General features: G+C 39.8%; 12 protein-coding genes. 9 read left to right on the forward strand and 3 right to left on the reverse strand.

Annotated features, from left to right (window positions below; genetic code table 11):
- Positions 1 to 320: 320 nt before the first annotated feature.
- Genes gyrA through NLF99_RS06565 form a run of 3 tightly spaced genes read left to right on the forward strand, consistent with a single transcriptional unit; the run spans position 321 to position 5,174 of the window.
- Positions 321 to 2,885 (forward strand): DNA gyrase subunit A, encoded by a 2,565-nt coding sequence (gyrA, locus tag NLF99_RS06555; RefSeq protein ID WP_254527262.1) that lies wholly within the window; start codon positions 321 to 323, stop codon positions 2,883 to 2,885.
- Positions 2,848 to 3,981, forward strand: coding sequence for a lipopolysaccharide assembly protein LapB (locus NLF99_RS06560; protein ID WP_214648410.1), 1,134 nt, complete (start codon positions 2,848 to 2,850; stop codon positions 3,979 to 3,981). Before gyrA ends, NLF99_RS06560 begins: the two co-directional genes overlap by 38 nt.
- A 17-nt stretch (positions 3,982 to 3,998) precedes the next feature.
- Positions 3,999 to 5,174 carry a tetratricopeptide repeat protein gene (locus tag NLF99_RS06565; protein ID WP_254527263.1) on the forward strand — a complete coding sequence of 392 codons (1,176 nt, stop codon included), beginning with the start codon at positions 3,999 to 4,001 and terminating at the stop codon, positions 5,172 to 5,174.
- Between the two features lie 769 nt (positions 5,175 to 5,943).
- Here the strand turns inward: NLF99_RS06565 and NLF99_RS06570 are convergent.
- The 3 genes from NLF99_RS06570 to NLF99_RS06580 all read right to left on the reverse strand — a co-directional run bounded on the left by NLF99_RS06570 (position 5,944) and on the right by NLF99_RS06580 (position 8,368).
- Positions 5,944 to 6,762, reverse strand: coding sequence for a ZIP family metal transporter (locus NLF99_RS06570; RefSeq protein ID WP_185212217.1), 819 nt, complete (start codon positions 6,760 to 6,762; stop codon positions 5,944 to 5,946).
- Positions 6,763 to 6,910: 148 nt separating this feature from the next.
- Positions 6,911 to 7,381 (reverse strand): Dps family protein, encoded by a 471-nt coding sequence (locus tag NLF99_RS06575; RefSeq protein WP_185212218.1) that lies wholly within the window; start codon positions 7,379 to 7,381, stop codon positions 6,911 to 6,913.
- A 27-nt stretch (positions 7,382 to 7,408) separates the two neighbouring features.
- Positions 7,409 to 8,368: an aldo/keto reductase gene (locus tag NLF99_RS06580; RefSeq protein ID WP_254527264.1), complete on the reverse strand. Its 960-nt coding sequence runs from the start codon at positions 8,366 to 8,368 to the stop codon at positions 7,409 to 7,411.
- Positions 8,369 to 8,513: 145 nt separating this feature from the next.
- Between NLF99_RS06580 and NLF99_RS06585 the strand changes: the two genes are divergently transcribed.
- The 6 genes from NLF99_RS06585 to NLF99_RS06610 all read left to right on the forward strand — a co-directional run bounded on the left by NLF99_RS06585 (position 8,514) and on the right by NLF99_RS06610 (position 13,266).
- Entirely contained in the window at positions 8,514 to 10,199 is a 1,686-nt protein-coding gene (locus NLF99_RS06585) for an RluA family pseudouridine synthase (RefSeq protein ID WP_254527265.1), read from the forward strand.
- 43 nt (positions 10,200 to 10,242) lie between these two features.
- Complete coding sequence (locus NLF99_RS06590) at positions 10,243 to 10,815, forward strand: Crp/Fnr family transcriptional regulator (RefSeq protein ID WP_254527266.1); 573 nt, start codon at positions 10,243 to 10,245, stop codon at positions 10,813 to 10,815.
- Positions 10,816 to 10,837: 22 nt separating this feature from the next.
- Complete coding sequence (locus NLF99_RS06595; RefSeq protein ID WP_254527267.1) at positions 10,838 to 11,407, forward strand: pentapeptide repeat-containing protein; 570 nt, start codon at positions 10,838 to 10,840, stop codon at positions 11,405 to 11,407.
- 315 nt (positions 11,408 to 11,722) lie between these two features.
- Positions 11,723 to 12,289 carry an NADPH-dependent FMN reductase gene (locus tag NLF99_RS06600; protein ID WP_254527268.1) on the forward strand — a complete coding sequence of 189 codons (567 nt, stop codon included), beginning with the start codon at positions 11,723 to 11,725 and terminating at the stop codon, positions 12,287 to 12,289.
- Between the two features lie 18 nt (positions 12,290 to 12,307).
- Positions 12,308 to 12,886, forward strand: coding sequence for a DJ-1/PfpI family protein (locus NLF99_RS06605; RefSeq protein ID WP_254527269.1), 579 nt, complete (start codon positions 12,308 to 12,310; stop codon positions 12,884 to 12,886).
- The gene (locus NLF99_RS06610; RefSeq protein ID WP_254527270.1) at positions 12,886 to 13,266 is read left to right on the forward strand and encodes a hypothetical protein; all 381 of its coding nucleotides are present in this window, start codon (positions 12,886 to 12,888) and stop codon (positions 13,264 to 13,266) included. The genes NLF99_RS06605 and NLF99_RS06610 overlap by 1 nt, the downstream gene beginning before the upstream one ends.
- Positions 13,267 to 13,519 lie beyond the last annotated feature (253 nt).

Below are 13,519 nucleotides of genomic sequence, written 5' to 3' on the forward strand. Positions count from 1 at the left end.
AAATTAGGAGGTTAACGATTAAACAATCGTTTGACCTTAATTTGAATGCCCAAAGGTAAAATATTTTTAAAAATTTTTAAAACAAAATCCATATTTGTTTAAAATATCTTAAATTAAAAAGACATTTGGTATCATTCTCTCATTGAACAAATATACCTGTTTAAACAAATAACTTTATGAAAAATATTAACAAATCGCCTCCATTGTGGATATCTTTAATGATGAAATCCGTACCAAAAACCTAAAAAAATGTGTATCTTCGCCTGTTACGTGTCTTTTATAGATATAACACTTATTATATTGATTGAAACCAAAATATAATGGCTGAAGAAACAGAAAACGAAAACAATTTAGTTCCTGCTGAAAACAGGATCATCCCCATCAATATCGAAGACCAAATGAAATCTGCCTACATCGATTATTCGATGTCGGTAATCGTTTCGCGTGCATTGCCTGATGCCCGTGATGGTCTGAAACCAGTACACCGTCGTGTATTGTATGGTATGCTAGACCTTGGGGTAACGAGTGGTAAACCTTATAAAAAATCTGCTCGTATTGTTGGAGATGTACTCGGTAAGTACCACCCACACGGTGACTTATCCGTTTATGACACCATGGTCCGTATGGCCCAGAACTGGTCCATGCGCTATCCCCTAGTCGATGGACAGGGTAACTACGGTTCGATTGACGGTGACCCACCAGCAGCGATGCGTTATACAGAGGCTCGCTTAAGGAAGATTACCGAAGAAATGTTGGCGGACATTAACAAAGACACCGTTGATTTCCAGTTAAACTTTGATGACTCCCTTGAAGAACCTACCGTTCTTCCTACCCGAATCCCTAACCTTCTTGTTAATGGTGCTTCTGGTATCGCTGTAGGTATGGCAACCAACATGGCTCCGCACAACTTGAGCGAAGTTATCGATGGTACCATTGCTTATATCGATAATAGAGATATTGAAATCTCTGAATTGATGACCCATGTCAAAGGACCAGACTTCCCTACCGGTGGTTTGATCTATGGCTACAATGGAGTAAAAGAAGCTTTCGAAACAGGTCGTGGCCGTATCGTGATGCGTGCTAAGGCTGAAATCGAAACCACAAAGACAGGTAAAGAAATCATCATCGTAACAGAAATCCCTTACCAAGTCAACAAATCGGATATGATCAAAAGAACAGCCGATTTGGTACAGGAGAAAAAAATCGAAGGTATCTCGGAAATCAGGGATGAATCCTCTAAAGATATCCGCGTTATCTATGAAATAAAACGTGATGCGAATGCCAATGTGGTTCTAAACAACCTATATAAGCATACCGCTTTGCAAACCTCTTTTTCGGTTAACAACATTGCCTTAGTAAAAGGTAGACCACAAATGTTGAACTTAAAGGATATGATCCATGAGTTCGTTGAACATAGACATGATGTGGTTATCCGTAGGACTAAGTTTGAATTAGCTGAAGCTGAAAAAAGAGCCCATATCCTTGAAGGTTACCTAATTGCTCTAGATCACCTAGACGAGGTAATCAAATTGATCCGTAATTCAGATACACCAGAAGATGCACGTGTTGGATTGATGGAGCGTTTTGCGCTTTCTGATATCCAAGCTAGAGCCATTTTGGACATGACCTTAAGAAGGTTGACAGGACTGGAACGCGACAAGATCAAGGAAGAATATGCTGAGTTGATGAAAACCATCGAATACTTGAAAGAAGTACTTGCTGATGAATCCCTTCGCTTCAAGATCATTAAAGATGAACTGATTGAAGTGAAAGAAAAATATGGCGACGAAAGACGTTCTCATATAGTTCATTCTGCAGAAGATCTTCGTATGGAAGATTTCATCGATGATGAAGAGGTAGTAATCACAATCTCCCACAACAGTTACGTAAAACGTACTCCATTAACCGAGTACCGTGTACAAGGTCGCGGTGGTAAGGGAGCTATTGGCTCTACAACCCGCGATGAAGACTTTACGGAACATATCATTACAGCATCTGCACATAACTACCTATTGTTATTTACGGAAGCAGGTAGATGTTTCTGGTTAAGGGCATTCGAAATTCCTGAAGGAAGCCGTACTTCTAAAGGTCGTGCCCTTCAGAATATCATCAATATTCCAAAAGATGAGAAGATCAAGGCCTATATTAAGGTAACCAACCTGAAGGACCAAGAATACCTTGAGAACAACTTTATCATCATGTGTACTAAGAAAGGTACCATCAAGAAAACTTCACTTGAAGCTTACTCAAGACCAAGGGCAAATGGTATCAATGCGATCAACATCAATGATGGTGACCAATTATTGGAAGCAACATTGACCAATGGTACGAGCGAAATCGTCATGGCTCTTCGTTCTGGTCGTGCGATCCGATTCAATGAATCGACCGTAAGACCGATGGGTAGGACAGCTACAGGTGTTCGTGGTATTACCTTAGCGCATGAAAAAGATGAGGTAGTTGGCATGATTAGTGTTAATAATCAAGAAACCACTGTACTGGTAGTTTCAGAGAAAGGATACGGTAAACGTACCGATATCGATGATTATAGAATTACCAATCGTGGTGGTAAAGGTGTAAAAACAATCAACGTTACGGACAAAACAGGTGAATTGGTTGCTATTAAAGGTGTTACTGATGAGAACGATTTGATGATCATCAATAAATCTGGAATTGTAATCCGTATCGGAGTTGAAAGCTTACGTGTAATGGGTCGTGCTACCCAAGGTGTGAAATTGATCACTTTGAAAGACAACGACGAAATTGCATCAGTGACCAAAGTTGAAAGACAAGAGGAAGAAGAGGAATTTGACGTTGAAGGTGCTGAAGGAGCAGAAAACTCAACAGACAATGAATCAGCTAACACGGAGAATGAAGAACAAGAATAGATATATTTCAAGTGCTTTAGGAGCTATATTACTATTGGGTGCCAATAGTGCTTTCGGACAATCGGCTTATAAAGAAGCCAGCAATGCCTTTGCATTATACACCCAAACTGGTAACATCGCCAACCTTGATAATGCCAGGAAACAAATCGACAATATCTACAAGACAAGACGCGACTCTTCCAAAACGCGCGTGAATGTCTTAAGAGCCATGGTTTTGAGTTCAATTGCTTATGCAGATTCTGCAAGGACCATTAAGTTGAATGCTGACCCTATCGATCTGACTTATCAGACGATGGATAAGATCGATAAGAAAGACAGACCGGGATACTCTGGAGAAATAAGCTATGTCAACCAAAATTTGGCTGCTGCACTGATTTATCGCGCAAACAAATCACTAGAAAACAAAAAGTTTGACGAAGCATTTGCAGATTTCAGCAAGGTTGATGCCTTAGATGCCAAAAGTGGAGATGTAACCTACAATTTAGCACTTTTAGCCAGCAAAGCAGGTAAACCGGAGGAAGCCATCAAGTATTATGGAAAGATCCATGAAGCTGGTAACATGACTCCAAACCAGTATATCGAATTGGCCAATCTATACGACCAACTGGATGAGAAGCAACAAGCGCTCTCAACCTTGGAAGAAGGAAGGACCAAATATGCTGATGACAAAGCTTTGCTGTTCTTGCTGATCGATAAATATGCAAAAAGTGATGCATATGATGCCATCGTTCCTATTATTGAACAGGCCATCAAACTCGAGCCGGAAAATATAGAATTAAATTACTTGGCAGGATATGCAAATGAAAATGCCAATAATTTAGAGATAGCTAAGACATATTATGAGAAAGTACTTGAATTGGACCCAAATAACTATGAGTCTAATCTAGCCCTAGGTCTAATCAACTTGAATACTTTCTTGAAGGATAATGAAAATCAAGAAGCACAATATAATGCCCAAAATTATTTGCTAAAAGCAAATGAAATTAAGCCTTATGAAATAAATGCTTTGAAATCCTTAGCTTTATTCTATCAAAAGACTGAAGACGAAGCTCAATTAGACCGAGTGAATCTTTTGTTAAACCAACTTACAAATTAAACAAACAATAAATAGATATGAATTTAAGAAAATCGATATTATTTGTAGGATTGCTTTTTGCAACCAGTTCCACTGCCCTTTTCGCACAGTCGGGCAATGTGAAAAAAGCAAAAGCTGCAATTGTAAAGTTTGAAGAACTTAAGGGAGCAGGTTCTGCTGAATTAGGTAAATCAAACCTTACTGCTGCAAAAGAAGCAATCGATGCTGCAGTAGTACATGACAAAACGAAAGATGATCCAGAAGCATGGACATATTATGCCCTAGTTTACTCAAACTTAGCTAGCTTAGACAAGAATGCAGAAGACGCTGCCAAAGCGCAAGACGCAATCAAAAAAGCTACTGAACTTGACAAAGACAAAAAACACGCTGAAAACATCACTGTTGCGGGTCAGACTTTAGGTCAATACAAATTCAACCAAGGTGTTGCAGCTTGGGATAAACAAGATTATAAAACAGCTTATTCAGACTTTAGCGACGCTTTAGTTTACCTTCCTGGTGATACTACCCTTACCTTCTATTCCGGTCTAGCGGCAGTTCAGAACAAGGAATACGACAAGGCCATCGAAAAATACAAAGAGCTAGTTCCGGTTAAGGAATACTCTAGCCATAAAACAATTATGGTGGACCTTCCTAAACTATACCTTCAAAAAGGTGATACTACATCAGCAATCGCTGCTGCTGCTGAAGCAGTAACGGCTTATCCTAATGATAACGATGCTGTTGTTCAGAACATCGAATTGAACCTGATCACTGGAAATGAAGCTAAGATTGTATCTGATATCGAGTCTCAATTATCAAAAGACCCACAGAACAAAAGCCTTCACTACTACCTAGGTCTTGCTTATGGTGCTGCAGGAGATCCTGAAAAAGCATTAGCTTCTTACCAAAAAGCAATCGAGATCGACCCTAACTACCTGGAAGCAAACACCAATGCTGCCGTAGTTATCATGAATGGTGGTCGTGATGAATTGATGAAGTTAAACGAAGACAAATCAGTTCCTGCCGCTGAATACAACAAAAAAGTAGAAGCTATCAAAGGTAAAATCGCAAGAGCGGTTCCTTACTTGGAAAAAGCTGTTGAACTTGACGCTAAAAACGTAGATGCTTTAAGAAACCTTAAAAACTACTATGATTTTATGAACGACGAAGCAAAATCTGCCGAATTGCAAGCTAAAATCGAAGCGCTAAACTAAGTTTGGCATACAACATAATAAAAGGGATGATCAGATGGTCATCCCTTTTTTTCGGTTTGAACCAGGATGAAAGGGATGAGAGGATGGCCCAATATCGCTATGGGAACTCTACAATACTGTAGAGGCGTAAATGCATACGCACGCAGACATTTAAACCAGGAAGGAAAGTCTAAGATACTGTAGAAGTAAAATCCCAGAGGGGCTGACATCTTTGTAAAATCTAGATATTTAAAATGGCCAACCCACAGCGTGGATGGAATGTTTTTAATGAATCTTCCTGAAGAAAGGAAATAGTTTGCTCATCTTGCGATTCGCAATGACAACGATCCTTAAATAAATCAAAAAAATAGATTCTTCGCTGTGCTCTGAATCCCTCTTTATTGCATCTCTGATTCTGAACAATTCGTGAAGAATCTGTACGGTTCCCCTCCTGCCGATCCTGTCATCCTTGACCGAAGGTCAAGAAACTGTAGGTCAATGTTATGATGGTTGTCTTAGATTTTGAAAGCTCACATTTCTCCGAGATGCTTCGTACTTCAGCATGACTGAAAAAACGCCGACCCTGTCATCCTTGACCGAAGGTCAAGGAACTGTACACTAATACCATGATGGTTGGCTTTGATTCGGAAAGTTAGCATTTCTCCAATTATACTTTCTCAAACTTACGATGACAGAAAAAACTAAACTTTATGACATTGCCTAACTGGCTTATTCAATAAGTCCCTACCAAGCGTGATATGGTCTTGTGTCTATTTTCTAATGTCCTAATCTAGCCCAAAGCCACATCCAACACCATCATCACTACAAAACCCAACACAAATCCAAGGATCGGAATATCGGAGTGTTCTTCCTGTTGTGTTTCTGGAATAACTTCTTCAATAACGACGAACAACATCGCTCCAGCGGCAAAAGAAAGTGCATATGGGAGAACTGGCATAAAGAAACCAACGGCAAAGGCTCCTAGGACGGCAAAAATTGGCTCTACCACTGCTGAAAGCTGTCCGTATTGGAAACTTTTCCATCTTGATAGGCCCATTCTGCGTAAGGGCATGGATACTGCAACACCTTCAGGAAAGTTCTGCAAGCCGATACCCATGGCCAATAGGACCGCCCCTGTGATGCTCGCTTCAGGAACTCCAGAGGCTGCACCACCAAATAAAACCCCGACCGCCAAACCTTCAGGAATATTATGTAAGGCTATCGCAATGGTCAATAAGGTAGTACGGTGCAAGGAGGATTTTGGACCTTCAGATTTCAAGAAGTTAAGGTGAAGATGGGGCATCAGCTTATCTAAGCCAAAGATGAAAAGTGCCCCCAGGACAAATCCGATTGCCGATGGCATAACCTTGCTGAAACCTTCCCCTGAACTCATTTCAATGGCTGGCGCCAATAGTGACCAGAAACTTGCTGCAATCATTACCCCGCCCGTAAAACCGAGCATCCCGTTCAGCAATCTTTTATTTACCCCTTTAAATATAAATACGCTGGCGGCTCCCAAGGCTGTTACACCCCAAGTAAACAATCCAGCAAATAATGCAGCAACTACGGCACTCTGTTTTCCAAGAAATTCTACTAATTCTTCTATCATTTGATCCAGCGGAGAATAATTTTTTGAAATTAACCATTCTAAACTAGAAAACTAAAAAATAACAGCAAAAAACAAAAAGCACCCCTATGGGTGCTTTCGTAAAATTGTCCATCTGGATTCCAATGATCCAGAGCTTTTTAAATTTAGCTTATCTCAAATGCGATCTCAACATCCAAGCAGTTTTTTCATGTTTCTCCAACAAGCCAACCAGAAAGTCCTCTGTACCAGCATCATTATGCTCCTCAGCTAACTTAATATCTTCCCTTAAAGAGATAATCAAGCTCTCGTAATCATTCAACAATTCTGAAATAAAACCCTGACTATCATTCTTTTTATATTTCATTTCAGTCAGCTGGGTAAGCTCCAGGAATTCTTTCAATGTTCCTACGGCATAGTGACCGATGGCACGAACACGCTCTGCAACCTCATCGATTATTTCAGCCAATTCCGAATAGAGCTCTTCAAAGAAGATATGCTGGGCATGGAAGTCCGGACCTTCCACATTCCAATGTGCATTCCTGACTTTGGTATACAGCACATTTTCATCAGCCACAAGTTTGTTCAAAATTCCTGCAACTACTTTAGTGTCTTGTTCTTTTATTCCGATATCTGTTTTCATAGCTTTTAATTTTATGTTTAATATATATTAATAACGACTAGCGTCATTTAGTTTTTCAATTGCTTCTTCGCCTAGCCTCAATTGCAATGCAGCAACAAAACTCTGTAAATGGGCATCTTTTGTAGCACTTGCAATTGGTGCAGTAATGGTTGGTTGGGCCAATAGCCACGCTAAGGCAACTGAAGAAGCAGAAGTTCTGTATGCAGAGGCTACCTCGTTCAATGCTGCGACAATCCTTTTTCCGCGTTCATTCCAATAGCGTTTTTCAATACCCTCTCCCCTTGCGGACTTCGAAAAATCATCATCCGTAAGGTATTTCCCTGATAAGAATCCACTGGCCAGAGAATAATAAGGAATAACCGCTAGACCGTACTCCTTTGCGGTGGCCTCATATTCATGTTCATATTTCTCCCGATCATAAAGATTGTATTCGGGCTGTAAAGAGATATAGGCAGGTAAAGAGAGCTTGGAAGAGGTATCTAAACTCTCGATTAGGCGCTCCGTTGATATATTCGAAGCTCCGATGTACCTTACCTTTCCTTCTTTAATTAAATCGTCGTATGCCCTTAAGGTCTCTTCGACCGGAGTGCTGGTATCATCATAATGCGTTTGATATAAGTCGATATAATCAGTCTGAAGCCTTTTTAAAGACAGTTCGACCTGTTCCTTGATGTAGGAGGCTTTCGTATTTTTCTGGCTATCATAGCCAAACCGTCCACCGACTTTAGTCATCAAGACAATTTTATCCCTATTTTTTCTTTCTTTGAACCAATTTCCAATAATGGTTTCAGACTCGCCACCTATGTTTTCTGGAACCCAATGGGAATAGTTGTTTGCCGTATCGATGGCATCAAATCCCATATCCACAAAACTGTCCATGATCTTAAAGGACTGCTGTTCATCCAAAGTCCATCCGAAGACATTACCACCGAAAATTATCGGTACAATATGTAAATCGGAATGGGCAAGTTGTACTGATTTCTCCATATGAGCTTTCTAATTTTAACATTAACAATATAGCCATTTTTTGAGGGATTAAGGCCGATTTCAGGGAGTTTATTGTCATAAAAAAGTCGATAAATCCTTGCCTTATCCGAACTATTATTATTTTTGTCCTTTGCAAAATTTAAGAATGTCTACTTCAGTCCCCTACTTCCATCATTTTCAAAAAGATACAACAGGAATTGAACTTCCATTGCGTTTTACCTTTCCTTTTTGTTATGACCCGCATGAACTGAGCATAATGGCTGCTGAGCAAGTACAAGAATACTTAGCCGTCCAAGATGATTTCATTCATAATTTCGGTTTGAAGGATGGTCAAGAAGGATTGGTCATCGGGAAAATGTTCGGGGTCCTGGTTGTGCAGGATCAAGCAGGAAATCTAGGCTTTCTAGCCGCAGTTTCAGGAAAAATGGCTGGCAGCAATAAACATAGGTACTTTGTCCCTCCTATTTTCGATATGCTTGATCCCCAAGGCTTCTTTCTAAAAGAAGAAGAGCACATCAACCAGATCAATAGATACATAGAGGCCCTTCAAAACTCGACTGAATTAAAAGAGCTAAGGGAAAACTTGGTCCAATGCAAAAAACATGAGGAACAGATCCTATCAGAGCTGAGGAAACTACATAAGAAGAACAAGACGGAACGCAAAGAAAGTAGGATAACCCAGCAAGCCTGTCTGCCTGAGCAAACATATCAGGAACTTTTGGAGGACTTAATCAAACAAAGCTATAGGGATCAACACCATTATGATGTACAGAAAGAAAAGTCTTCTCAGCAAATCAAGCTGGCTGAGGATGCACTAAACCATATCCTCGATCAAATAGAAGAGCTAAAGGCAGAACGAAAATCTAGGTCTTCGAATCTCCAAAACCAACTTTTTGATCAATACCACTTCTTGAATGCAAGACAGGAGTCCAAATCGGTCATTGCCATATTTAATGAAAGCAAAAATATCCAGCCTCCTGCTGGTGCGGGTGAATGTGCTGCACCGAAATTACTGCAATATGCCTTCAACCATCATTTAACACCGATCTGTATGGCTGAATTTTGGTGGGGATCCTCTCCTAACCTGGAAGTCCGCAAGCACCAAAACTACTATCCGGCATGCCGTGGCAAGTGTGAACCCATTCTTGAACATATGCTCGTTGGTTTGGATGTAGATGATAATCCTATGCTTGAAAACCCAGCAGCTGACAAGGAATTGGAAATTATTTATGAGGATGAAGCCATCATAGTGGTCAACAAACCTGCAGAATTTCTTTCGGTTCCCGGAATCAATGTAAAAGACAGTGTACAGACTCGAATCCAAAACAGATATCCCGAAATTGATAGCCCATGGATTATCCATCGCTTGGATATGTCCACTTCGGGAATCTTAGTCCTAGCCAAAAGTAAGGATGCCCATCAGTTTATCCAGGATCAATTCATCAAACATACCGTTAAAAAGAGATATACGGCATTATTGGATGGACTTATTGAAGGGAAAGAAGGGTTGATTGACCTCCCCTTACGTGTTGACTTAGATGATCGCCCAAGGCAGGTAGTTTGTTACGAACATGGAAAACCTGCGCAAACAAAATATAAAGTAGTCAGTATTGAAGGTAATAAAACCCGGATCCATTATTTTCCTTTGACAGGCAGGACCCATCAATTAAGGGTGCATTCCGCGCATGCAAAAGGCTTAAACTGTGCCATAATCGGCGATGATCTCTATGGGAAGCGTGCAGATCGCCTGCACCTGCATGCCGCTTTTATTCAATTTGTTCATCCCATGACCAAGGCCTTGGTCCAATTTGAAGTCAAAGATCCATTTTAGTTATCAAGGCTTTTCTTTATATTGGTAGAATAAATTTCCAACAATGGAAGTATTAAAATACGCCTATCAACATCCACTACTAGAAGCAGCAGATTTAGATCAGATTTATCATGCTCACGAAAAAATAAACTTGACCAAAGGAGATTTTATCCTGGAAAAAGGTCAGGTAGCCAATGAATATTATATTTTGGAGGACGGTCTCGTACGAACCTATCTCTATGACTATGACGGAAATGAAATAACCACGGGTTTTTCAGGAAAGAATGAAGTGGTCATCGAAGTAGCTTCTATTTTCCAAAGGATACCGACCCAAGAATATATCCAATGCCTTACCGATTGCTGTCTTTGGAAAATCGATTATGAAACATTTCAAGACCTTTTCCATAAGATTCCAGCCTTTCGGGAATGGGGCCGTGCATGGATGGCCTTTGAGCTCTACCTCAGCAAGAAAAGAGCAACCGAGATGATCACCGAACCTGCAAAGATGCGCTACCTGCACCTGATGGAAGAAAAGCCGCAGATTATCCAACAGGCTCCACTAAAATATATAGCCTCTTACCTCGGGGTAACAGACAGTTCCCTAAGCCGAATCCGTAAAGAGATCCTAAACGATTGAGTTAATAAAAATATAATTAAGCATGGAATACTTTGAAGATCAGACCTTCAAAAATATCAATTTTCAAGAGAACACATTCATAAAGGCAGAGTATGAATATTGCAGGTTTGAACAATGCAATTTTGAAGGCCTGAACCTAAACGAAGTTAAGTTTATAGATTGTATATTTACCGAGTGCAATCTTTCCCTATCCAAGATAGAGCAAACCAGTTTCCAGGACTGTAAGTTCAAAAACTGCAAATTGCTGGGGATGCGTTTTGACAGCGCCAATCCATTTAACTTGCAATTACAGTTTGAAGGCTGTACATTAGATCACAGCTCCTTCTTCAATTGCAATATCAAAGGGACAAAATTCATTAACTGCAGGTTGCAGCAGGTAGATTTTGAAAATGCCCAATTAAGCAATGGCAGTTTTGAGGGTTCGGATTTAGGTGGAAGCCAGTTTTTCAATAGCAACCTTGAAAAGGTCGATTTCCGAGGATCTCAAAACCTACAGCTCGATCCAGACCAAAACAAAATCAAGGCTGCTAAATTTAGCTTGGTCAGTTTACCGGGGCTGTTGCAAAAACATAAAATTTCAGTTAGTCATTAAACTAACCTGATTTACAGAATTTATTCCTACAGATTTTTAGGATCCACCCCCAAATATGATTGGGTTTTCCAGCTAAGTTTTTTGGACTTCAATTTGACCTCATTCGAGACATATTCCGAATTTTCCGAATATGTCTCGAATGAGAGTAAAATGAATTTCGAAAGAAATAGCGGTCCAAACTTCCAAAATAAAATTTTATGAAGGCGCCAAAAATTGACAAAATCATCTTTAATCAGCAATTGTTTCAATGTCATATTTGGTCAATATCTCAACCTTCCCTACTAATTCTCATTCATATTCCTTAAATTTATGGATATGAAAATATTGGCTTTTGGAGCTAGCAATAGTTCAGATTCAATCAATAAAAAATTAGTAAACAGTGTAAGTAAGTATTATAAGGAAGTTGATGATGAAATCCTTGTTTTAGACATCAACAATTTTGAACTACCCTTATTTTCAAAGGATCTGGAGAAAGAGATCGGCATTCCCGATGCAGCGACAGTATTTGCTGCCCATATTGACTGGGCGGACTTCATAATCATCTCATTTGCAGAGAACAATGGCAATTATAATGTGGGCTACAAGAACCTGATCGATTGGATTTCCAGGATCAAGGGCAGAAAGGTATTTCCTGAGAAACCGGTTTTTCTGTTAGCGACCAGTCAGGGTGCCCGTGGCGGACAGTCCGTTTTGGAAATAGCAGAAGCAAGGATGCCAAGGGATGCTGCCCAAGTTTTGGAGACCTTCTCCCTGCCTGAATTCAGCAAAAACTTTGAGGAGGGAAAAGGTGTTATTAGCAATGTATTGAGGAGCCAATTGGAGGCAAAAGTCAGAAAGACGAAACGGCTGATGGCTGAGATTATCAATAAAAGACAACAGTAAAATTAAATTTTCAATATTATGGCAAAGAAAGTATTATTATTAGTTGGTGATTACGTAGAGGACTATGAAGCAATGGTTCCTTTTCAAGCAATGGAGTCTGTTGGAATCGAAGTGGATACCGTAGCTCCTGACCGCAAAAAAGGCGATGTAGTCCCTACAGCAGTCCATGATTTCACGGGAGATCAAACTTATAAGGAATTGAGAGGACATAACTTTGCAATCAACAAAGATTTTGATTCGATCAATACCGAAGATTATGACGGACTGTATATTGCAGGTGGACGTTCGGCAGAATATATCCGTTTGAATAAACGCGTCCTGGAGATTACAAAGGACTTTTTTGATAAAGAAAAACCTGTTGCAGCAATCTGCCATGGTATACAGGTCTTGACCGCTGCAAAAGTATTGCAAGGAAGGACTTTAACGGCATATGTAGCCGTAGGTCCGGATATCGAGTTGGCAGGTGGCACTTGGAAAAACATTCCGGCAGACCAAGCAGTAGTTGACGGAAACCTAGTTACCTCACCAGCATGGCCTGGCCATCAGAACATCCTGAAGGAATTCTATAAACTATTAGGCGTAAAGATCACTCTATAATGGAGAAAAAAAAGAAGAAAATATGGTTTATTGCCATCCCCTTGATCTTGATTTTGGGATATTTCATATATGATGCCTATTCCCAACCCTCCATTGAGGACCTACCCGGTGGATTTGAAGAGGTAGCATTTGTGCGCAATGAAAACAATAAGGGTGGGATAATCAGGATCTACGCTGTTACAGTGAAGGATCAATTGAACGCACAATACGATAAGTGTGCAGATCTGTTCCCTGTGAATGATTATGGCAGCGTGACGAAGATTTATTTCTTTGACAAGAGTAAGCCATATCCAACCAGTCTTCAGCTCGAAGACCCCCACTATGACAACAGTAAATATGAGGCCATCAATATCTTGAGTCGTCGAGGAGTAAGCAAATAAACCATTAAAAAATAAAACAACAAAAGCTGCAATGTTTAATCATAGCAGCTTTTGTTGTTTTACGTAAATATTTTTTCTTTTATAATTATTTATTTATAAATTTATAAAAATAAAATATTTAACAAACAATAATTTAACCTAAAGATGTTTATTGGATGCAAAGGCCATTCTTAAATTCATTAAAGCAGGAAAATAGCTGTTGTTAAATTGCATTTTATTTATTGCGATTATAGTAGTAATGACAGCATCCAGG

Source organism: Sphingobacterium sp. LZ11T8 (assembly GCF_024261425.1).
Classification (GTDB): domain Bacteria; phylum Bacteroidota; class Bacteroidia; order Sphingobacteriales; family Sphingobacteriaceae; genus Sphingobacterium.

Bases quoted from the DNA above. Each gene is read 5' to 3' on its own strand.
- NLF99_RS06565 (WP_254527263.1), top strand. From the start codon at position 3,999: ATGAATTTAAGAAAATCGATATTATTTGTAGGATTGCTTTTTGCAACC.
- NLF99_RS06560 (WP_214648410.1), top strand. From the start codon at position 2,848: ATGAATCAGCTAACACGGAGAATGAAGAACAAGAATAGATATATTTCA.
- NLF99_RS06570 (WP_185212217.1), bottom strand. From the start codon at position 6,762: ATGATAGAAGAATTAGTAGAATTTCTTGGAAAACAGAGTGCCGTAGTT.
- NLF99_RS06600 (WP_254527268.1), top strand. From the start codon at position 11,723: ATGAAAATATTGGCTTTTGGAGCTAGCAATAGTTCAGATTCAATCAAT.
- NLF99_RS06605 (WP_254527269.1), top strand. From the start codon at position 12,308: ATGGCAAAGAAAGTATTATTATTAGTTGGTGATTACGTAGAGGACTAT.
- NLF99_RS06585 (WP_254527265.1), top strand. From the start codon at position 8,514: ATGTCTACTTCAGTCCCCTACTTCCATCATTTTCAAAAAGATACAACA.
- NLF99_RS06610 (WP_254527270.1), top strand. From the start codon at position 12,886: ATGGAGAAAAAAAAGAAGAAAATATGGTTTATTGCCATCCCCTTGATC.
- NLF99_RS06580 (WP_254527264.1), bottom strand. From the start codon at position 8,368: ATGGAGAAATCAGTACAACTTGCCCATTCCGATTTACATATTGTACCG.
- NLF99_RS06595 (WP_254527267.1), top strand. From the start codon at position 10,838: ATGGAATACTTTGAAGATCAGACCTTCAAAAATATCAATTTTCAAGAG.
- NLF99_RS06590 (WP_254527266.1), top strand. From the start codon at position 10,243: ATGGAAGTATTAAAATACGCCTATCAACATCCACTACTAGAAGCAGCA.
- gyrA (WP_254527262.1), top strand. From the start codon at position 321: ATGGCTGAAGAAACAGAAAACGAAAACAATTTAGTTCCTGCTGAAAAC.
- NLF99_RS06575 (WP_185212218.1), bottom strand. From the start codon at position 7,381: ATGAAAACAGATATCGGAATAAAAGAACAAGACACTAAAGTAGTTGCA.